We start from the raw sequence: 21,156 nt of genomic DNA on the forward strand, positions 1-21,156 counted from the left end.
TCGGGGCGTGTCAGGACAGCATGTCCTGCATGATTTCCTGCAACACATCCAGATCGAACGGCTTGCCAAGGATCGGGGCCTTGCGCGTGATCGGGCTATCGGTCTCGCGGATTTCCTGCGGATAACCACTGATGAAAATCACTTTGAGTTCCGGTCGCAGCTTCACCGCAGGTTCAGCGATCTGTACCCCGGAAATTCCGCCTGGCAGACGGAAGTCGGTGATCATCATGTCCAGGTGCGGTTTGCTCGCAAGGATTTCGAACGCCTGCTCGCCGTTTTCGGCCTGCAACACCCGGTACCCCTCCCCCGAAAGATAGGCAGATAAAACCATCAGGATCGAGGGGTCATCCTCGACGATCAATACCACATCTTGTGCATCTTCACTCATGGGAAGCCTTTGTTCGGTCAATAGCTGCTGATACGACCATGAGGTCGATCAGAGGTTGCGTTTATCCGGCTGTTTTCCTATAACGGCAGACAAACGCGAAACAAGGCGCCTTCGCCAATCCGGCTCTCGACGGTGATGGAGCCACCGTGGGCGGCGACAATCTGCTCCGAAATAAACAGTCCCAGACCCAATCCAGCAACGACGGTCTTGGCGGAAACCCGTTCGAATTGCTGAAAAATGCGCCGCTGGTTCTCTTCGCTGATACCGATACCACGATCCTGAACCTCGACCCGCGCCTGGCCATCCTGTGGAAACACGCGAACATCAATCGTACCCTTGCCACCATAGCGCAATGCGTTGGTCAGTAGATTCGAGATGACCTGTTCGATACGAAATTCGTCCCAATTACCGACAACTGGCTGGTCGGCGGTAAACGTCACCGACGTCTCGGCTGCATCGATCTGCGGTGCGAAATTTTGCAGCAGATTGCTGACCAATTTCACCAGATCAAATTGACTGGTACGAATCGATAGCTTGCCGGTACGGATTCGCGACACATCGAGCATGTCCTCGATCAGGCGAATCAGGCTTTTGATCTGCCGCTCGTCCCGGTCGACCATAGCGTGCATCTTGTCCAGGGTGAACGCCGCGGCGTTGTCCCGGGCCAGGTGCATCTTGCGCAACTGGGTCTCGAGGATCAGGCCATTGAGCGGCGTACGCAGTTCGTGGGCAACGATGGACATGAAGTCGTCACGCATGCGCACGGCTTGTTCGAGCTCATTCTGGGTCGCCTGCAATTGCTTGAGCAATGCTTCCTGCTCCCGACGGCTTTGTTCCAGTGCTTCGACCTGTTGCTTCATCGCCTTGCTCTGGCGATACAAGTCGACGAACACGTTGACCTTGCTCTTGACCGCATGAATGTCCAGCGGCTTGTGCAGGAAGTCCACGGCGCCGCTTTCGTAGCCTTTGAACGCGTAGTTCAACTCACGACCGGCGGCGCTGACGAACACGATCGGGATATTCTTGGTTTTTTCCGTGCCGCGCATCAACTCGGCCAGCTCGAAACCGTTCATACCCGGCATCTGCACGTCGAGAATGGCCATGGCAAATTCGTGTTGAAGCAACAACGACAGGGCTTCATCGGCGGATAAGGCTTTATAGACGATGCGGTCTTCACGCTTGATCAACGCTTCCAGCGCCAGCAAATTCTCCGGCAGATCGTCGACTATCAGCAGTTTGGCTTGGATGTTACTTAGCATGCTATTTGTTCCAGCTCGACAATCAGACGGCTGATGCCGCGTATAGGGAGAATGTGGTCTGGCTGGTGCAGATCGAGCGCAGCTTGCGGCATGGTTGCAATCTGAGCTTCGTCCGGATCCTGCACGATGGTCAGCCCGCCGCGTTGCTTGACCTGGGCCAGTCCGCGCGCGCCATCCTGGTTGGCACCGGTCAACAGCACCGCTGCCAGCGTCGGACCGTAGGCATCGGCCGCCGACTCAAACAGGAAATCGATCGCCGGCCGTGAATGATGCACGCGGGGCTCCAGGCTCAGGGAGAAACTGCGATCCTGCTCCACCGACAAGTGATAACCGGGGCCTGCAAAATACAGCGTTCCGGCTTCAACCCGCGTTTTGTCGATGGCTTCCAGGACGGGCATGGCGACCCGCCGTGCGAACACTTCGGCCAATTGGCTGCGGCGTGCTTCGGGCAGGTGCAGCACCACGATGATCGGGAGAACGAACCCCTCACGCAGCGGGCTGAGAATATTCAGCAACGCCTCGACACCTCCGGCCGAGGCACCGATCACAATCGCTTCCACTGTAGGCAATCGCGCAGCATCGTTCATGATTTGCGATAAATCCGTTCTTGTTTGACCAATGCCTCGAACTGATTGCCAAAGGCCGAAAAATCCAGGGTTTCCTTGCTGCCCAGCACCAGGAATCCGCGGTGGCAGAGGGATTCATGAAACAGGCCGAAGGCACGATCTTGAAGCTTTTTATTGAAATAAATCAATACGTTGCGACACGAAATTAATTGAGTTTCTGAAAATACGCTGTCGGTCGCAAGGCTGTGATCAGCGAACGTCACGTTTTCGCACAGGCTCTTGTCAAAAATGGCGTAACCATACGCCGCCGTATAGTAATCGGCGAACGAACGCTGGCCACCGGCCTGCTGATAGTTCTGAGTGTAGGCGCGGACATTCTCCATGGAGAAAATCCCTTGCTTGGCTTTCTCCAGCGAACGCGGATTGATGTCGGTGGCATAGATGATGGTGCGCTCGAGCAAGCCCTCTTCGCGCAACAGTATCGCCGTCGAATAGACTTCTTCGCCGGTGCTGCACCCGGCGATCCAGATCTTGATCGACGGGTAGGTCTTGAGCAGCGGCACCACTTCCTTGCGGATCGCCAGGAAATGCGAAGGGTCACGAAACATTTCACTGACCGGAATCGTCAGCAACTGCAGCAATTGCATGAACGCGGTGGGATCGTGCAGCACTTTCTCTTGCAGGGCCGAAATGGTACTGCACTCGAATTGACTCAGCGCATGATTGACCCGACGTTTGATCGATGCGCCGGAATAATCACGGAAGTCATAGCTGTACTTGAGGTAGATGGCCTCGATCAACAGCCGCAATTCGATCTCGCTATTTCGCTCCACTGAACAATTGCGCTCCACTTAGATACGTTCCATCTTCGGTAACCACACTCGAATCAACGAGAACAGACGGTCTAGGTCGATGGGCTTGGCCAGGTAATCGTTGGAACCGGCCTGCAGGCAACGCTCCTGATCGTCCTTCATGGCCTTGGCCGTTACCGCAATGATCGGCAGCTTGCGCCAGCGCGGGTCCTTGCGGATCTCGATAGTGGCTTCGTAACCGTCCATCTCTGGCATCATCACGTCCATCAGCACCAGGTCGATGTCCTCGACTTCATTCAATCTTTCAATCGCTTCGCGACCGTTGCGGCCAATGACCACGACAGCGCCTTTGTGCTCCAGCGCGCTGGTCAGGGCGAAAATGTTGCGCACATCGTCATCCACCAGCAGTATTTTCCGACCCTCGAAGACCTTGTCGCGGCTGCGCGCGGTCTTGAGCATCCTTTGCCGTTCATGGGACAACTTGGATTCGACTTTGTGCAGAAAGAGTGTGACCTCATCCAGCAAACGCTCGGGCGAGCGAGCGCCCTTGATGATGATCGAGCGCGAATATTTGCGCAGCTCGGTCTCTTCGTCCCGCGTAAGGTTGCGCCCGGTGTAGACGATGACCGGGGGGAATGAGCAGATATCCTCGGTGGACATTCGCTTGAGCAAGTCATTGCCGAGCATGTCCGGCAGCTTGAGGTCGATGATCATGCAGTCGAAATTCGTCGTGCGCAGCTGCTCGAGTGCGTCCTGCGCCAAACCGACGGCGGTGATCTCGATGTCTTCATCGCCGATCAGCCGCGCAATGCTGTCGCGCTGCAGATCGTCATCTTCGACCAGCAGCACGCGCTTGACCTTCTGGGTCAGCTTGGCTTCGAGGCGCGCAAACACGTCCTTGAGCTCTTCGCGGGTGGTCGGTTTGACCGCGTAGCCGATAGCGCCCATGTGCATGGCGGCCTCGACCCGATCTTCGACCGAAATGACATGCACCGGAATGTGGCGGGTGGCGGCGTGCTCTTTAAGGCGTTGCAACACGGTCAGCCCGGAATGATCGGGCAAGCGCATGTCCAGCAGAATGGCGTCGGGGATGTACTCTTTGGCCAGGTCGTAACCCTCGTCCGCGCCATGGGCAACCAGGCATTGGTAACCCAGCTCATGCGCCAGATCGTAAAGGATGTGCGCAAAGTTCGGCTCATCCTCCACCACCAGAATGCACCGTGTGGCGAACGGCGCCTTGGCGCGGTCATCGGCAAAACGCGGGATGTCGACTTCGGCGATCAGTGGCACGGGCACAGTGGCTGCCACCCGTGGCGTCATGGCAACCGGAGTGGCCTGCATCGGCTCAACCGGCTGATCGCCCGGTTCGACATACTGCTGCGGCAAAACCAGCGTGAACACACTGCCCTGCCCCGGCTCGCTGGTGACACTGATGGAGCCACCCAGCAATGCCGCAAGGTCCCGGGAAATCGACAAGCCCAGGCCGGTGCCGCCATAACGGCGGTTGGTGGTGCCGTCAGCCTGGCGGAAGGCTTCGAAAATGCTTTCCTGCTGGTCGGCGGCGATGCCGATCCCGGAATCGCGAACAATAAAGGCGATGCCGTCGTTTGGCTGGGACGCCACGGTCAGGCTGACCGTGCCTTTTTCGGTGAATTTCACCGCGTTCGACAGCAGGTTCTTGATGACTTGCTCCAGACGCTGGCGGTCGGTGAACAGCATCATCGGCGAACCGGGCTGCAAGTCGACCTCGAACGTCAACTTCTTGTTGGTGGCCATCGGCTCGAACATCGAACGCAGCCCGTCCACCAGACGCGCAACACTGGTGTTCTCGGGGCGCATCTCCAGTTTGCCGGCCTCGACCTTGGAAATATCGAGGATGTCATTGATCAGATTGAGCAAGTCGTTGCCGGCCGAATAGATCGATTCGGCAAACTTCACCTGCTCGGCCGTGAGATTTTCCTGAGGGTTCTCTGCCAGCAACTTGGCCAGAATCAACGAACTGTTGAGCGGCGTGCGCAGTTCGTGGGACATGTTGGCGAGAAATTCAGACTTGTATTTGCTGGAGCGCTGCAACTCTTCGGCGCGCTCTTCAAGCTGAGCCTGGGCCTGATTGAGCTCGGTGTTCTTCAAGTCCATCGCATCGCGCTGATCGGCCAGAACCTGCGCCTGCTCGGCCAGTTGTTCGTTGGTTTGTTCCAGCTCGACCTGCTGGGTTTCAAGATGCGCCTGGGACTCCTTGAGAATCCGCGATTGCTCTTCCAGCTCCTCGTTGGCGGTCTTGAGCTCTTCCTGCTGGACTTGCAGCTCTTCGTTGAGTTGCTGGGTCTCGGCCAGTACTTCCTGCAAGCGTTGACGGTAGCGCGCGGCCTCGATCGAGGTGCCGATGTTGCCGGCAATCAGTTGGAGCAACTCGACATCACGCTCTGTCAGCGGTCGCAGGAATCCCAGTTCGATCACGCCATTAACCCGGTCGTCATCGCTGGTTGGTACGACAAGCACGCTAGATGGCAGGCCCTCACCCAAGCCGGAACTGACTTTGAAATAGTCGCTCGGTACGTCATCGAGGCGAATCAGGCGGGCCCGGTTCGCCACCTGGCCGACGATCCCTTCATCACTGAAAATGTGCTGATCGCGTTCTTCCTGTTCGCGTGAAAAACCGTAGGAGGCGATGCGCCGCAGACTGCCATGCTCTTCACGAACATAAATAGCGGCCACCGCAGTGCCCAGGTACTGCGCGCAAAATTGCAGAATGTTGCGCCCCAGCACATTAAGCGACAGCTGCCCCAGCACCTGCTCGGCCAGTTCAGTCTGGCCATTGCGCAGCCAGGCTTGCTGCTCCAGTCGCGAAGCGGCGGATTGTTGCGCCGCCAGGTTGGCGCTGTAGTTCTGCGACAGGTTGAGCAGATCCCGACGCCCGATGTACGCCAGCAATGCGCTGATGGCGGCGATGAAAAACAGGTACAGCGAGATGCTCCAGATCGTGGTGCGGCGCACTTCATCGTTGCGCGTAGTGCGCAACTGCTGCTCCATGTCGATCACGTCTTCGAACTGCTTGCGGATCTCATCGGTCAGGCGCTTGCCGCGACCAGCGCTGACCGCGCTACGATAATCGCCGCTGTTACGCTGCAAATCGATCATCGTTTGCGCGTAAGTGGCCCATTCCCCTTGCAACGCCTGGAGCCGGCGCAAGCGATCGGTCTGCACCGGGTTATCGGCGGTCAGTTCGAGCAAGGTATTGAGCGCGACGGCGATTCTCGGCTTGGCCGTTTCGTAAGGGTCCAGGAAATGCTCGTCGCCACTGAGCAAGAAGCCGCGCATGCCGGTTTCCAGATCGACGGTCAGTTTCACGGCTTCGTTGGCGTTATTGATCACCCGGTCGGTGTGTTCGACCCACTGGATCACCGACAGCAAGTAAGTGATCAACGAGACAAAGAACACCGCACTGATGACACCGACACCCAGTGGCAGGCTGACGTTGCGGCTCAGGAGTTTGCGAAATCGTTGCTCATCAACCGAAGACACCGTGGTCATGGGAAGGCCTTGTCGAACTGTTCAAAACCAGGGAGTTTGCCCCAAAACGGCTGTATTGATCTAATTTTCTGCGCGATTGGCGCGCAAACCGCTGCTTTTAGCTGCGCCCGTTTGAAAGGAGCGGTTATCCTTGCGCGTTCTTGTACCGCTATACTTTTTTGCACAGCGTTGGGAACTTGTCGGGATCCGTCACTTACTCATGCAAGAGCCCGGCAATTTTGTAAGTCCGGCACCCGCGAACCCACTATTGAGAGCCCTATTATGTCCTCCAACGCGTCCACCATTCTTGTCGTCGAAGACGATGCCATCGTGCGCATGCTGATTGTCGATGTACTGGAGGAGCTGGAGTACAAAGTGCTTGAGGCGGACGGCAGCGAGAAGGCCCTTGAGTTCCTCAACGATGAAGACCAATACATCGATTTGATGATGACCGATGTCGGCTTGCCCGTGATGGACGGGCGCGAGCTGGCCAAGCAGGCGCGGATGCTGCGCCCCGAGCTGCCAATCCTGTTCGCCAGCGGTTATGCCGAAAGCATTGATGTGCCTAAAGGCATGCAGGTGATCGGCAAGCCATTTTCCATCGATCAGTTGCGAGACAAGGTCAAAAGCATGCTTTGACCCAAAGGGCTGGTGGACTGAAAAGCACTGTGGCTGTGGTTTAATGGCGGCCTGCATTCTCTCCCCCGCCTTTTTTCGCTTCAAGGAACACCTTTACATGATCCAGCCCCGCGCAACCAAAGTCCTGGTCATTGGTTACGTCTGGCCCGAGCCCCGCTCTTCGGCGGCCAGCGGGCATGTGATGCAAATCCTCGATACGTTCTTGCAGCAGGGCTGGGACATCACGTTCAGCAGTCCTGCCGGCACGGGCGAACATCGAGCAGACTTGACGGCGCTGGGCATTCGCGAAGTGCCGATCGAGTTGAATAACAGCAGCTTCGATGCGTTTATCAGCGACCTCGCCCCGGACATCGTCCTGTTTGACCAGTTCATGATGGAAGAACAGTTCGGCTGGCGCGTAGAGAAGCACTGTCCTGATGCGTTACGCGTGCTTGAAACATCGGATCTGCAAAGCCTGCGACACGCTCGTCATCATCGGCTCAAAGAACGGTTGAAACACAGCGACGATACCAATGACTTCAGCCAGTTGTTCGCCCCGGCGTTGCGCGAAGAGTTCGAACTGATGGCTGACGGCGATCTGGCCAAACGGGAGATCGCGGCGCTTTACCGGTGCGACGTGAACCTGATGATCTCTGAAGTGGAAATCGAATTGCTGGTCGAGCAGTTCAAGTTGCCGCGCAACGTATTGCATTGGTGTCCGCTGATGGTCGATGTGCCGGTTGCGCCGCCGACGGCATTCGCAGACCGGGCGCATTTCTTGAGCATCGGCAACTTTCGCCACGCACCGAACTGGGATGCGGTGCTCTGGATGAAAACAGCCATCTGGCCGTTGATTCGCGAACAACTGCCCACGGCTCAGCTGCATATCTACGGTGCTTACACGCCGCCCAAGGCCACGGCACTGCACAACCCGGCGCAGGGTTTTCATGTCATGAACTGGGCTGAAGATGCGTTACAGGTGATGTCGGCAGCACGCGTGTGCCTGGCGCCGCTTCGCTTCGGCGCAGGCATCAAAGGCAAGATTGTCGACGCCATGTTGTGTGGCACGCCCTCCGTGACCACCCCCATCGGGGCCGAAGCGATGCACGGCAACCACCCCTGGCCCGGCGCCGTGGCCCGCACGGCTCGGGAAGTGGCTGACGGTGCAGTACAGCTATACAAGGATGAAGCGCTGTGGACACAAGCCCAATCCCACGGGCAGACGTTGCTGGCTGATCGTTATCGACAGTCGGAACATGGCCCGGCGCTGATCGAAAAACTAGTTCATTGCCAACAGCACTTGGCACAACTTAGAAGTCATAACTTTATGGGCAGCATGCTGCGCCATCACCATCACAAGAGTACGCAATACATGGCGCAATGGATCGAGGCCAAAAACAAAATCCCACTGTAAGCCGTGCACGCCAACATTACATATTTTGCATTACCACTCTGTTGATCACCTTACTGTTTCTCCTTATAAAGGGTTGGCGAAGTTAGTAACGGATACTTCTTCGCCTAACCAATAATACCTATCTAACTTTGCAAGGAAGCATTGAATGGACACCACTGTTCAGAACAACTACGCCCGTCACAACTGGATGACCGCTACGCCAGCCATTGATACGTTGTCACTCGCTGAATTGACATTGCCAGGCACTCATAATGCCGGCAGTGACTGGAAGGCATCCTGGCCGCTCATCCCCGGCGCCCATTGGCTGGCCTGCCAGCACGAATCGTTTTATTCCCAACTGCGCCACGGCTCCCGGGTGCTTGACGTGCGCTTGACCTATGACGCCACTGCACAGGGCCTCGGCAAGTTATGCATTCACCACAATGGCTATCGCAATGGGCGTACGTTTGGGCATCTTTCCAGTGACGTGGAAACGTTTCTGCAAGAAAACCCGAATGAATTCATCATTCTGGACTTTCACGAGTTGAGCGGGGATGCCTTTGATTTTGCCTACTTCAATAAGATGGTGATGCACTTTTTTGGGCACCGCCTCATTCCCAGCCAGAATCACACCTTGAGTCTTGGCCAACTCAAACAGCTCAGCGCCAACCAGCGCATTGTGGTCGCTGCGCCGCGGCACCGGGCAATTGACAGCAACGTGTTCATTCGGCAAATCGAACATCAATGGTCCGGCATCGCCACCACCAGTGTCGCCGAGTTGCAGCAGCACATTACAAAGGTGCTGCGATACCCGCCAGGCGCCTGGGCTCCGTGGTCCCTCTCGGCGACAAGTTACAGCGCGCTGGGTGGCCCAGTGGATATTCATAACGAACTTAATAGATGGTTTGATCCGAACAATAGCGACTGGGCGACCCAGTGCAACATTATCAACGTCGACTTCATTGAAGAGAGCAATATTGTGTCGTATTGCCGAACCGCCAACCTCAAAAAGGCCGCGAAGCGAGCCAAGTAGTTCGCCGTGATATCAATGGGCTATTTTTGTGCAGGTATTTCCGTGACTGGCAATGCTGTCGCGCACTTCTATGCTGGGTCATGAACAGGGTTCTTACGGGTGTGGAACGCCACCACACCACACGAGCTTCATTGCCCCCCAGGGAACTGTCATGACCCACAACACAGGCACCACGCTGGACAAACAAAACTGCATGAGAGGGCACCGGCCTGACGCCGCAGTGCTCCACGCTGGCATTAATCGCTCGGAAAGAGGCATGATCAGGACGCAATGACAATAAAAAGTGCCCAGACATGACCCGAACAGCCAGAGTCACCGACCCCTCCTACGAATTGATGGACGACCACAACGGGTTGTCCATCATCTATCGCCAACACGGATTCCCGTGTCCGTTGGTGCGCTGGCACTTTCATAAGGAATACGAACTGCACCTGATCGTCGCCAGCTCCGGCAAGGTGTTCATCGGCGACTACATTGGCAATTTCTACCCCGAAAGCCTTTTCCTCACCGGCCCTAACCTGCCACACAACTGGATCAGCCAGGTCGCGGAAGACGAGGTGGTGCCTAAACGCGACATGCTGGTCAATTTCACCGATGAGTTGTTCGAAAGCGGTCATCAGGTATTCGCTGAACTCAAGACCCTCGCCCCGTTGCTTGAGCGCGCGCAATACGGCATCGAGTTTCGCTGCAAACGCACCATTCGCCAGGCCATGACCCTGATGCAGCGCATTGCCGACACCCAGGGCGTGACCCGCCTCGGGCACTTCTTCATCCTGCTGGAACTGTTGGCAGCCTCTGATGATTTTCAATTGCTGTCGGGAGCCACGACGCCGCAACTGGCCGATGAACACAACATTGATCGCACCAACCGGGCGGTGGATTACATTTTCACCCACTACGCCCGGGAATTGCCGCTCGAGGAAGTCGCCGCGCACCTGGGCATGAAACCGACTTATTTCAGCCGGGTGTTCAAACAGGCTACCGGGCGCTGCTTCATCGAATTCGTCAATCGCCTGCGCATCAGCAAGTCCTGCGAACTGCTGGCCGATGGCGATAAACCGGTGACTGATGTGTGTTTCGAGTCGGGTTTCAACAATATTTCGAATTTTAATCGGCGTTTCCAGCAGCTCAAGGGCATGACCCCTTCTCACTATCGGCGATTGGCGGTGCAGCGGTTGACCGAGCAAAACATGGGTTAAACCTGTACATATCCGATGTTGCGCCATCACTTGCAGGCTGCCCCCTAAGCCTCCCCCGCCAAATACCAGTGCAAAATAGTATCGATTCAAGTGCTATGGATGATTTGTCTGATCATCAATTGAAGGCTGTAATCAGCGCACATTCTTCCTGTCATCGGAAGACACAAAAACAATAACTGTCCTTCTGTATCCCTGCGGGTGCAGAAAAGGAGTGCACGATGCAACCTTCTGTAAAAGCTCTGCTAGCCCTCACCTGCATGACCCTCAGCAGCGTCAGTCTCGGCGCTCAGACCCTGACCATCGCCACCGTCAACAACAGCGACATGATCCGCATGCAAAAGCTCTCGAAAACCTTCGAGGCCGAGCACCCGGACATCAAGCTCAATTGGGTGGTGCTGGAAGAGAACGTTCTGCGCCAACGCCTGACCACCGACATCGCCACTCAGGGCGGGCAGTTCGACGTGCTGACCATCGGCATGTACGAAGCCGCACTCTGGGGGGCAAAGGGTTGGCTGGAGCCGATGAAGGACTTGCCGGCCTCCTACGCCCTGGACGACGTGTTTCCTTCGGTGCGTGAAGGCTTGTCGGTCAAGGGTTCGCTCTATGCCCTGCCGTTCTACGCAGAAAGCTCGATCACCTATTACCGCACCGATCTGTTCAAGGACGCCGGGCTAACCATGCCTGAGCATCCGACCTGGGAACAGATCGGCGAATTCGCCAGCAAACTGACCAACAAAGACAAGGAACAGTACGGCATCTGCCTGCGCGGCAAGGCTGGCTGGGGCGAAAACATGGCGCTGATCACCACGGTCGCCAACGCCTATGGCGCGCGCTGGTTCGATGAGAAGTGGCAACCTGAATTCACCGGTCCAGAGTGGAAAAACGCGCTGAACTTCTACGTCGAGACCATGAAAAAATCCGGCCCGCCGGGTGCTTCCAGCAACGGTTTCAACGAAAACCTGGCGCTGTTCAACAGCGGCAAGTGCGCGATCTGGGTGGACGCCAGCGTCGCCGGTTCCTTTGTGACCGACAAGACTCAGAGCAAAGTGAGCGACCACGTCGGCTTCACTTATGCGCCGCACCAGACCACCGACAAAGGTTCGGCCTGGCTCTATTCCTGGGCGCTGGCGATCCCGACCAGTTCCAAGGCCAAGGACGCTGCAAAAACCTTCAGCGCCTGGGCGACGTCCAAGGAATACGGTGCACTGGTGGCGGAAAAAGACGGCATTGCCAACGTGCCGCCCGGCACTCGAGCTTCGACCTACAGCGAGGCCTACATGAGCGCCGCGCCGTTTGCCAAGATCACTCTGGAATCGCTTAAAACGGCAGACCCAAGCAAACCGACGCTCAAGCCTGTGCCTTACATCGGCATCCAGCTGGTGACCATTCCTGAGTTCCAGGGTGTGGGCACGCAAGTCGGCAAGCTGTTCTCGGCGGCGCTGATCGGCCAGACCACGGTCGACCAGGCCCTGGCTGCCGCCCAGCAAACCACCGAACGTGAAATGAAGCGCGCCGGTTATCCCAAGTAACCGCCACTCAACCTGTGGGAGCGAGCCTGCTCGCGATAGCGGTAGTCAAGCGATCAGCGATGCGCCGGATGTACCGGCCCTATCGCCAGCAGGCTGGCTCCCACAGTCGAACTTCGTTTACCAGTTCATCATCGGTTGTGATCACCATGAATACTTCAACTGCCAAAGCTCACATGGACATTCCCCAGCCGGTGCGTAAAAGCCGGCTGACCAATCCCGGCTGGTTTCTGGTCAGCCCCTCGGTAGCCTTGCTGCTGCTATGGATGATCGTGCCGCTGGGCATGACTGTCTATTTCTCGATGATCCGCTACAACCTGCTCAACCCCGGTGAAAACCAATTCGTCGGGTTGGAGAACTTCACCTACTTCCTCAGCGATTCCGGTTTCCTGCCCGGCGCCACCAACACCCTGTTGCTGGTGGGCAGCGTGCTGCTGATCAGCGTGGTGTTCGGCGTGTTGATCAGTGCCTTGCTGGAGGCCAGCGAGTTTCTCGGTCGCGGCATCGTGCGGGTCATGCTGATCTCGCCATTCTTCATCATGCCCACGGTCGGTGCACTGATCTGGAAGAACCTGATTTTCCACCCGGTCTCGGGGATTCTGGCCTACGTATGGAAACTGTTCGGCGCCCAGCCGGTGGACTGGCTGGCGCATTACCCGTTGCTGTCGATCATCATCATCGTGTCCTGGCAATGGCTGCCCTTTGCGATCCTGATCCTGATGACCGCCATGCAATCCCTCGACCAGGAACAGAAAGAAGCCGCACGCCTCGACGGCGCTGGCCCCATCGCGATCTTCTGGCATCTGACCCTGCCGCACCTGGCGCGGCCGATTGCAGTGGTGGTGATGATCGAAACCATCTTCCTGCTCTCGGTGTTCGCCGAAATTTTCACCACCACCAACGGCGGCCCCGGCTATGCCTCGACCAACCTGGCGTACCTGATCTACAACCAGGCGCTGGTGCAGTTCGACGTCGGCATGGCGTCCGCCGGCGGGTTGATCGCGGTGGTGATTGCCAACATCGCGGCCATCGTGCTGGTGCGCATGATCGGCAAAAACCTGACAGACAAAGCCTGAGGCCTGCGCCATGACTCTTCAACAATCCCGTCGCCTGCAAAGCCTGCTGCTGGGCACGCTGGCCTGGGCCATCGCGATCCTGATTTTCTTCCCGATCTTCTGGATGGTGCTGACCAGCTTCAAAACCGAAATCGACGCGTTCGCCACGCCGCCTCAGTTCATCTTCACGCCGACGCTGGAGAACTACCTGCACATCAACGAGCGCAGCGACTACTTCAGCTTCGCCTGGAACTCAGTGGTGATTTCGTTCAGCGCCACTGCTCTGTGTCTGCTGATCGCGGTGCCGGCGGCCTATTCGATGGCGTTCTACGAAACCCAGCGCACCAAAGGCACGCTGCTGTGGATGCTCTCCACCAAGATGCTGCCGCCGGTGGGCGTGCTGATGCCAATCTACCTGCTGGCCAAGAGCTTCGGCCTGCTCGATACACGCATCGCGCTGATCGTGATCTACACGCTGATCAACCTGCCGATCGTGGTCTGGATGATTTACACCTACTTCAAGGACATCCCCAAGGACATCCTCGAAGCCGCACGACTGGACGGCGCCACACTGTGGCAGGAAATGGTCCGGGTGCTGCTGCCGATCGCCAAGGGCGGCCTCGCTTCCACGGTGTTGCTGTCGCTGATCCTGTGCTGGAACGAGGCGTTCTGGTCACTGAACCTGACCTCGTCGAAAGCCGCGCCGCTCACCGCATTGATCGCCTCATATTCAAGTCCCGAAGGGTTGTTCTGGGCCAAGTTGTCGGCAGTGTCGACCCTGGCCTGTGCGCCGATCCTGATTTTCGGCTGGATCAGCCAGAAACAATTGGTCCGCGGCCTGTCGTTCGGCGCCGTGAAATAGCCCTCACAGAATAAGCACAAAAGGAGCGCCACCATGGCCAACCTGAAAATCAAGAATCTGCAAAAAGGCTTCGAAGGCTTTTCCATCATCAAAGGCATCGACCTGGAAGTGAATGACAAGGAATTCGTGGTGTTCGTCGGCCCTTCGGGCTGCGGTAAATCGACGTTGCTGCGCCTGATTGCCGGCCTTGAGGAAGTCAGTGGCGGCACCATCGAACTCGATGGCCGCGACATCACCGAAGTCAGCCCGGCCAAGCGTGACCTGGCCATGGTGTTCCAGACCTACGCCTTGTACCCGCACATGACCGTGAAGAAAAACATGTCTTTCGCCCTCGACCTGGCTGGCGTACCGAAAGCCGAAGTCGAGAAAAAAGTCGGCGAGGCGGCACGCATCCTTGAACTCGGGCCGATGCTGGAGCGCAAGCCCAAGCAACTGTCCGGCGGCCAACGCCAGCGCGTGGCCATCGGCCGGGCGATTGTGCGCAACCCGAAAATCTTCCTGTTCGACGAACCGCTGTCCAACCTCGACGCCGCCCTGCGCGTGCAGATGCGCCTGGAACTGTTACGCCTGCACAAAGAACTCAAAGCCACGATGATCTACGTGACCCATGATCAGGTGGAAGCCATGACCATGGCCGACAAAGTCGTCGTGCTCAATGGCGGCAAAGTCGAGCAAGTCGGTTCGCCGCTGGACCTGTATCACCAGCCCGCCAACCTGTTTGTCGCCGGGTTCCTCGGCACGCCGAAAATGGGTTTCCTCAAGGGCAACGTCACCCGCGTCGAAAGCCAAAGCTGCGAAGTGCAGCTGGACGCCGGCACCCGTATCAGCCTGCCATTGAGCAGCGCCAACCTGAGTGTCGGCAGCGCGGTGACGCTGGGCATTCGCCCGGAACACCTGGAACTGGCGCAACCCGGCGATTGCACCCTGCAAGTCACCGCCGACGTCAGCGAACGCCTGGGCAGCGACACCTTTTGCCACGTCGTGACCGCCTCCGGCGAAGCCTTGACCATGCGTGTTCGCGGCGATCTGGCCAGCCGTTATGGCGAAACATTGAGCCTGCACCTGGACGCCGAACACTGCCATTTATTCGATGCCGACGGTGTGGCGCTGACCCGCCCACTGCGCGCAGCGGCCTGATTTCAGAGAGCCTGTGATGAAACTCAATAAACAGAACCTGCACCATCTCGCCCCCGAGGTGATCCTGCCCGCCTATGCCCTGAGCGACACGCGCCAAGGCATCGCCCACATCGGCGTTGGCGGATTTCACCGCGCCCATCAGGCGTATTACACCGACGCCTTGATGAATACGGGCGAAGGCCTGGACTGGGCGATTTGCGGCGTCGGCCTGCGTCCTGAAGACCGCCGCGCCCGGGACGATCTGAAGGAGCAGGATTACCTCTTCACCCTGTTCGAGTTGGGCGATACCGACGACACCGAAGTCCGCGTTATTGGCGCTATTCGCGACATGTTGCTCGCCGAGGACGGCGCATCTGCGCTGATCGACAAACTTGCCAGTCCAGAGATTCGCATCGTCTCGCTGACCATCACCGAGGGCGGCTATTGCATCGACGACAGCAACGGCGAGTTCATGGCGCACTTGCCACAGATTCAGCATGATCTGGCTCATCCAGATGCCCCCAAGACCGTGTTCGGTTATCTTTGCGCGGCGCTGGCCAAGCGTCGCGCCGCCGGCACGCCCGCGTTCACCCTGATGTCCTGCGATAACCTGCCGCACAACGGCGCAGTGGCCCGCAAAGCCTTGCTCGCCTTCGCCGCCTTGCGTGATGCCGACCTGCGCGACTGGATCGACCGTCATGTCAGTTTCCCTAACGCCATGGTCGATCGCATCACGCCGATGACCAGCACCCAACATCGCCTGCAACTGGCCGACAAACACGCCGTCGACGATGCCTGGCCGGTGGTGTGCGAACCGTTTGTGCAGTGGGTGCTGGAAGACAAATTCGTCAATGGTCGACCGGCCTGGGAAAAGGTCGGGGTGCAGTTCACCGACGACGTCACGCCTTACGAAGAGATGAAAATCAAACTGCTCAACGGCAGTCACCTGGCACTGACCTACCTGGGGTTTTTGAAGGGTTATCGTTTTGTCCACGAGACCATGAATGACCCGCTGTTTGTGCGTTATATGCGCGCCTACATGGACCTGGATGTCACCCCGCAACTGTCGCCCGTGCCGGGGATTGATCTGACTGATTACAAGAACACCCTGGTCGAGCGCTTTTCCAATCAGGCGATTGCCGATCAACTGGAGCGCGTGTGCTCGGACGGTTCCTCGAAGTTTCCCAAGTTCACTGTGCCGACGATCAACCGTCTGATCGCTGATGGTCGCGAGACCAAGCGAGCGGCGCTGGTGGTGGCGGCCTGGGCGCTGTACTTGAAAGGTGTGGACGAGAATGGCGACACCTATTCGATTCCAGACCCACGGGCGGCATTCTGTCAGGCGTTGGTGGCCGATGATGCGTTGATCACTCAGCAGTTGCTGGGCGTCGAGGAGATTTTTGGCACGGCGATAGCGCATTCGCCGGAGTTTGTGGCGGCGTTCGAATGGTGCTGCAACAGCCTGCGGGATGTCGGCGTGACGCGGACTTTGGAGCGGGTGCTGGCTGACTGATCGTTCCCACGCTCTGCGTGGGAATGCAGCCCGGGACGCTCCGCGTCCCATCCAAAAAGCGGACGCAGAGCGTCCATTGAGGCATTCCCACGCAAAGCGTGGGAACGATCTACAGGGGGATTCATGGCAAACCAACAACTATTCCTCGGCATCGACTGCGGCACCCAGGGCACCAAAGCCATCATCCTCGACGCGAGCAGCGGCCAGGTCCTCGGCCAGGGTGCCGCCGCGCACACCTTGATCAGCGGCGCCAACGGTCGTCGTGAACAAGACACGAATCAATGGCTTGAAGCGTTCGCGTCGGCCACCCGCCACGCCCTGCTAGCCGCCAACGTCAATGGCCAGGACATTCTCGGCATCGGCGTCTCCGGCCAGCAACACGGGCTGGTCCTGCTCGACGATCAAGGCCAGGTGCTGCGCCCGGCCAAGCTCTGGTGCGACACCGAATCCACGCCCGAAAACGACCGTCTGCTGGCGCAACTCGGCGGCGAAAAAGGTTCGCTGGAACGTCTCGGCGTAGTCATCGCGCCGGGCTATACCGTTTCCAAATTGCTGTGGACCCAAGAACAGCACCCGGAACTGTTCGCCCGAATCGCTCGCATCCTGCTGCCCCACGATTACCTGAATTTCTGGCTCACCGGCCGCAGTTGCAGCGAGTACGGCGATGCATCCGGCACCGGGTATTTCAACGTGCGCACCCGACAGTGGGATGTGCAGCTACTGCGCGACATCGACCCGACCGGACGCCTGCAAGCCGCGCTACCAGAGCTGATCGAGGCACATGAAGCAGTCGGCACGATCCTTCCGGGCATCGCCGAACACCTGGGCATCAACCCGCAGGCACTGGTCTCCAGCGGCGGTGGCGACAACATGATGGGCGCCATCGGCACCGGCAACATCAAGCCCGGCGCCATCACCATGAGCCTGGGTTCTTCGGGGACGGTGTACGCCTACGCCGACCAACCGAAAGTCAGCCCGGACGCCTCGGTTGCCACCTTCTGCTCCTCCAGCGGCGGCTGGCTGCCATTGATCTGCACCATGAACCTGACCAACGCCACGGGGGGCATTCGCGACTTGTTCGACCTTGGCCTCGACCGCTTCAACGACTTGGTCGATCAGGCGCCTATCGGTGCCGATGGCGTGTGCATGCTGCCGTTCCTCAACGGCGAGCGCGTCCCCGCCCTGCCCCATGCCACCGGCAGCCTGCTGGGCTTGACGATGACCAACCTGACCCAGGCCAATTTGTGCCGCGCTGTCGTCGAAGGCACCACCTTCGGCTTGCGTTATGGACTGGACCTGCTGCGCCAGAATGGCTTACAAAGCCTGCGCATTTGCTTGATCGGCGGCGGCTCGAAAAGTGCGGTGTGGCGCCAGATCGTCGCCGACATCATGAACACCCCGGTCATCTGCACCGAACAAAGCGAAGCCGCCGCCCTCGGCGCAGCGATTCAGGCGGCGTGGTGCCTGTCCTGGACGAGCGGCCACGAGGACAGCCTGGCCGAACTTTGTGCGCGTTGCGTGAAGCTCGACCCGACGAGTGAAACCTTGCCGATTGCCGACAACGTGGCGGCCTTTCAGCAGGCCTATGAACGCTATCAACAGCATGTCGCAACCCTTTAAAGAGCGAACAACTATGTATCTGGTGTGTGGCGAAGCGCTGTTCGATTTCTTCAGTGAAGACGATGCCAGCGGCCTGGCTTCAAAAGTGAATTTCAAGGCAATTGCCGGCGGCTCACCGTTCAACGTGGCAGTCGGCTTGCGGCGGTTGGGCGTGGACGCTGCGCTGTTTGCCGGGTTGTCGACCGATTACCTGGGACGACGCTTGCAGCAGGTTTTACAGGATGAAGGCGTACGCCCGGACTACCTGGTGGATTTCGCCGCGCCGACCACCCTGGCGATGGTCGCCGTCGGCGCCAATGGCTCGCCGCATTACAGTTTTCGTGGTGAAGGGTGCGCCGATCGACAACTTAAAGCCGAGCACCTGCCGGAGCTGGGGGCTGAGGTACGCGGTTTGCACATCGGCTCGTTTTCGCTGGTGGTGCAGCCGATTGCCGATACCTTGCTGACGCTGGTGCAGCGCGAAAGCGGCAAACGCCTGATCAGCCTTGATCCGAACGTGCGGCTCAATCCTGAGCCGAACATCGAGCTCTGGCGTTCGCGCATCGCCACGCTGGTGGAGCTGGCCGACCTGATCAAAGTCAGCGATGAAGACTTGAGCCTTTTGTACCCCGAGCAGGATCCGCAGCGAGTGATTGAAGGTTGGTTGCAACATCGCTGTCAGTTGGTGTTCCTGACCCGTGGCGGCGAAGGCGCGACGGTGTTCAGCAAGGGGTATGGCTCGTGGTCGGTGCCGGCGTGTGCGGTGAAAATTGCTGACACCGTGGGCGCTGGCGATACGTTTCAGGCAGCGCTGATTACCTGGCTGACGGAGCAGCAACTGGATTCGGTTGAGGGTGTGCAATCGCTTGAGCGCGGGCAAATCGACGGGATGTTGAAGTTTGCGGCGCAGGCGGCGGCGCTGACGTGCAGCAAGACCGGGCCGGATTTGCCGTATCGGCACCAGCTAACCTGATCGTTCGACCGATCGTTCCCACGCTCTGCGTGGGGCAGCCCGGGACGCTCCGCGTCCCTTTCACGAATTGGAACACGGAGCGTCCTTGAGGCATTCCCACGCAGAGCGTGGGAACGATCAGGTTCACAACACCGAAAAGTTGTAGCTCACAATCAATCGGGTCTCATCCACGTCCCGGGCGAACTTCTCATAGTTGGTCCGGTAGGTCGCATTGCGCAAGCGCAGGCTGACATCCTTAAATGCCCCGCTCTGCACCACATACTTGAGCTCGCTGTCGCGCTCCCACTCCTTCCCTTCCTGGTCACTGCCCACCACCTTGATGTGATCACCGTTCACATAACGGGTCAGGAAGCTCAATCCATTGATGCCGATTGCCTTGAAGTCATAGTCATAACGCAGCTGCCACGAACGCTCCTGCGCCGCCGCGAAATCGTTGACCTGCACGTAGTTGACCAGGTACGGATTGGTCCCATCCAGATACGGCATCGAGTTGTCGCCATTCATGCGCTGCCAACCGGCGCTGAACGTGTGGCCGCTGATGGCGTAAGCAAGCACGCCGCTCAGCGCACGGTTATCGATAGAACCGGCCTTGGCATCGCCGCTGTCGGCACTCTTGAGCACGCGCATGTCTGCTTTCAGAACGCCATCGCCCAATGGCTGGTTGGCCAGCAATCCCACGAAATGCTGACGGTAGATGTCTTCCAGTTCGGCGTAGTGATACTGGGCGGTCAGGCGCTCGTTGAGCTTGTAGTCGAAGCCGTACATGTCGAAATGATCGGCGGTGATGTTGCAGGCATAGCGCTTGTTCTTGCAGTGAACGCGGATGTCCTGGGCATCGGTGGAATCGCGCGCGGTGTATTGGTCCAGGCGCGCCGCCATGAAGGTCAGGTCCTTGACCTCTTTGGAGGTCAGCATCGCACCATTGAACATCGTTGGCAGCAATCGACCGTCGTTGTACTTGAGCAGCGGAACATCCGGCAACAGCGCGCCGTACTTCAAGACGCTCTGGGACACGCGCACTTTGGCGGTGAGCCCGAGTTTGGCGTACTGATCCTTGGAACCGCGTGGGTCCTGCCCCGTGGACGGCAGCAAGCCACTGTTGCTGCTGTCGGGGCTGGAGTCGAGTTTGAGCCCGAGCATGCCCAGTGCATCCACGCCGAAACCGACGGTGCCTTCGGTGTAACCCGATTGAAGATTGAGAATAAAGCCTTGAGCCGACTCATCGCGCTTCGAAGCGCCCTGCTCGGTGGACGTATGCCCGTCACGGAAGTCGCGATTGAAATACACCGTGCGCGATTCGATGTTCGCCTTGGTGTCTTCAATGAAACCGCTCGCGAGAGCCTGGGCAGTAAAACCGGCGCACAGGACTACAGCGCCGAAGCCCGAAGACTGGCGCGCAGTGATGAATAGAAATGGGGGACGCATGAAAAAAAGCTCCAACAGTGCAGCGTTTGCGCAAGGCGCAATAAGCCAAAGAAATAGCCCTCGCCCCGGCCATGTAAATGGCCAGGGTGAAGCAGACACACGGGGGTGATCGACAATGATGGCAGAAGGCTTTCAGCGGCCACAGGCGACTTTAGTCTGAAAATGACTGCCAGTTTCTGGCTGCGACGATCCTGTGGCGCAACGGTGAGTTGCACAGCATGCAGCAACAACCCCCGTATTCATTGGCCGAAACCTTCTCTCTAAGGGTTTTCCCTATGCTTGCAAGCCCCGGTGCCTACGGCATTTGCG

General features: G+C 58.2%; 17 protein-coding genes. 11 read left to right on the forward strand and 6 right to left on the reverse strand.

What is annotated here, in order from left to right; all coding sequences use genetic code 11:
• Positions 1-10: 10 nt before the first annotated feature.
• The 5 genes from QRN31_RS01555 to QRN31_RS01575 form a co-directional block, all read right to left on the reverse strand.
• The gene (locus QRN31_RS01555) at positions 11-388 is read right to left on the reverse strand and encodes a response regulator (protein ID WP_034146554.1); all 378 of its coding nucleotides are present in this window, start codon (positions 386-388) and stop codon (positions 11-13) included.
• A 77-nt stretch (positions 389-465) separates the two neighbouring features.
• Positions 466-1,647, reverse strand: coding sequence for a hybrid sensor histidine kinase/response regulator (locus QRN31_RS01560; RefSeq protein ID WP_285429732.1), 1,182 nt, complete (start codon positions 1,645-1,647; stop codon positions 466-468).
• The gene (locus QRN31_RS01565) at positions 1,641-2,234 is read right to left on the reverse strand and encodes a chemotaxis protein CheB (RefSeq protein ID WP_285429733.1); all 594 of its coding nucleotides are present in this window, start codon (positions 2,232-2,234) and stop codon (positions 1,641-1,643) included. The genes QRN31_RS01560 and QRN31_RS01565 overlap by 7 nt, the downstream gene beginning before the upstream one ends.
• Positions 2,231-3,064: a CheR family methyltransferase gene (locus tag QRN31_RS01570; RefSeq protein ID WP_285429734.1), complete on the reverse strand. Its 834-nt coding sequence runs from the start codon at positions 3,062-3,064 to the stop codon at positions 2,231-2,233. Before QRN31_RS01570 ends, QRN31_RS01565 begins: the two co-directional genes overlap by 4 nt.
• Entirely contained in the window at positions 3,065-6,556 is a 3,492-nt protein-coding gene (locus tag QRN31_RS01575) for a response regulator (RefSeq protein ID WP_285429735.1), read from the reverse strand.
• A gap of 261 nt (positions 6,557-6,817) precedes the next feature.
• On the opposite strand from QRN31_RS01575, the gene QRN31_RS01580 reads away from it, so the two are divergent.
• The 11 genes from QRN31_RS01580 to QRN31_RS01630 all read left to right on the forward strand — a co-directional run bounded on the left by QRN31_RS01580 (position 6,818) and on the right by QRN31_RS01630 (position 19,422).
• Positions 6,818-7,174 (forward strand): response regulator, encoded by a 357-nt coding sequence (locus tag QRN31_RS01580; protein WP_285429737.1) that lies wholly within the window; start codon positions 6,818-6,820, stop codon positions 7,172-7,174.
• 97 nt (positions 7,175-7,271) lie between these two features.
• The gene (locus QRN31_RS01585) at positions 7,272-8,567 is read left to right on the forward strand and encodes a glycosyltransferase (RefSeq protein WP_285429739.1); all 1,296 of its coding nucleotides are present in this window, start codon (positions 7,272-7,274) and stop codon (positions 8,565-8,567) included.
• 145 nt (positions 8,568-8,712) lie between these two features.
• Positions 8,713-9,579: a phosphatidylinositol-specific phospholipase C domain-containing protein gene (locus tag QRN31_RS01590; RefSeq protein WP_285429740.1), complete on the forward strand. Its 867-nt coding sequence runs from the start codon at positions 8,713-8,715 to the stop codon at positions 9,577-9,579.
• A 293-nt stretch (positions 9,580-9,872) separates the two neighbouring features.
• Entirely contained in the window at positions 9,873-10,778 is a 906-nt protein-coding gene (locus tag QRN31_RS01595) for an AraC family transcriptional regulator (RefSeq protein WP_285429741.1), read from the forward strand.
• Between the two features lie 218 nt (positions 10,779-10,996).
• On the forward strand, positions 10,997-12,307 hold the full coding sequence (locus QRN31_RS01600; protein ID WP_285429742.1) for an ABC transporter substrate-binding protein: 1,311 nt from the start codon (positions 10,997-10,999) through the stop codon (positions 12,305-12,307).
• A gap of 146 nt (positions 12,308-12,453) precedes the next feature.
• A complete protein-coding gene (locus QRN31_RS01605; RefSeq protein WP_414922281.1) occupies positions 12,454-13,380 on the forward strand; it encodes a carbohydrate ABC transporter permease in 927 nt (308 codons plus the stop codon).
• Positions 13,381-13,390: 10 nt separating this feature from the next.
• Positions 13,391-14,221, forward strand: coding sequence for a carbohydrate ABC transporter permease (locus QRN31_RS01610; RefSeq protein ID WP_007936731.1), 831 nt, complete (start codon positions 13,391-13,393; stop codon positions 14,219-14,221).
• A 33-nt stretch (positions 14,222-14,254) separates the two neighbouring features.
• Positions 14,255-15,358, forward strand: coding sequence for an ABC transporter ATP-binding protein (locus QRN31_RS01615; protein ID WP_285429751.1), 1,104 nt, complete (start codon positions 14,255-14,257; stop codon positions 15,356-15,358).
• Positions 15,359-15,374: 16 nt separating this feature from the next.
• A complete protein-coding gene (locus tag QRN31_RS01620; RefSeq protein WP_285429753.1) occupies positions 15,375-16,850 on the forward strand; it encodes a mannitol dehydrogenase family protein in 1,476 nt (491 codons plus the stop codon).
• A gap of 123 nt (positions 16,851-16,973) precedes the next feature.
• Entirely contained in the window at positions 16,974-18,470 is a 1,497-nt protein-coding gene (xylB, locus tag QRN31_RS01625; protein ID WP_285429755.1) for a xylulokinase, read from the forward strand.
• 13 nt (positions 18,471-18,483) lie between these two features.
• On the forward strand, positions 18,484-19,422 hold the full coding sequence (locus tag QRN31_RS01630; RefSeq protein ID WP_285429756.1) for a carbohydrate kinase family protein: 939 nt from the start codon (positions 18,484-18,486) through the stop codon (positions 19,420-19,422).
• 123 nt (positions 19,423-19,545) lie between these two features.
• Here the strand turns inward: QRN31_RS01630 and QRN31_RS01635 are convergent, their stop codons facing one another.
• Positions 19,546-20,847, reverse strand: coding sequence for an OprD family porin (locus tag QRN31_RS01635; protein WP_285429758.1), 1,302 nt, complete (start codon positions 20,845-20,847; stop codon positions 19,546-19,548).
• Positions 20,848-21,156 lie beyond the last annotated feature (309 nt).

Origin of the sequence: Pseudomonas sp. fls2-241-R2A-110 (assembly GCF_030209165.1) — a bacterium.
Classification (GTDB): Bacteria; Pseudomonadota; Gammaproteobacteria; order Pseudomonadales; family Pseudomonadaceae; genus Aquipseudomonas.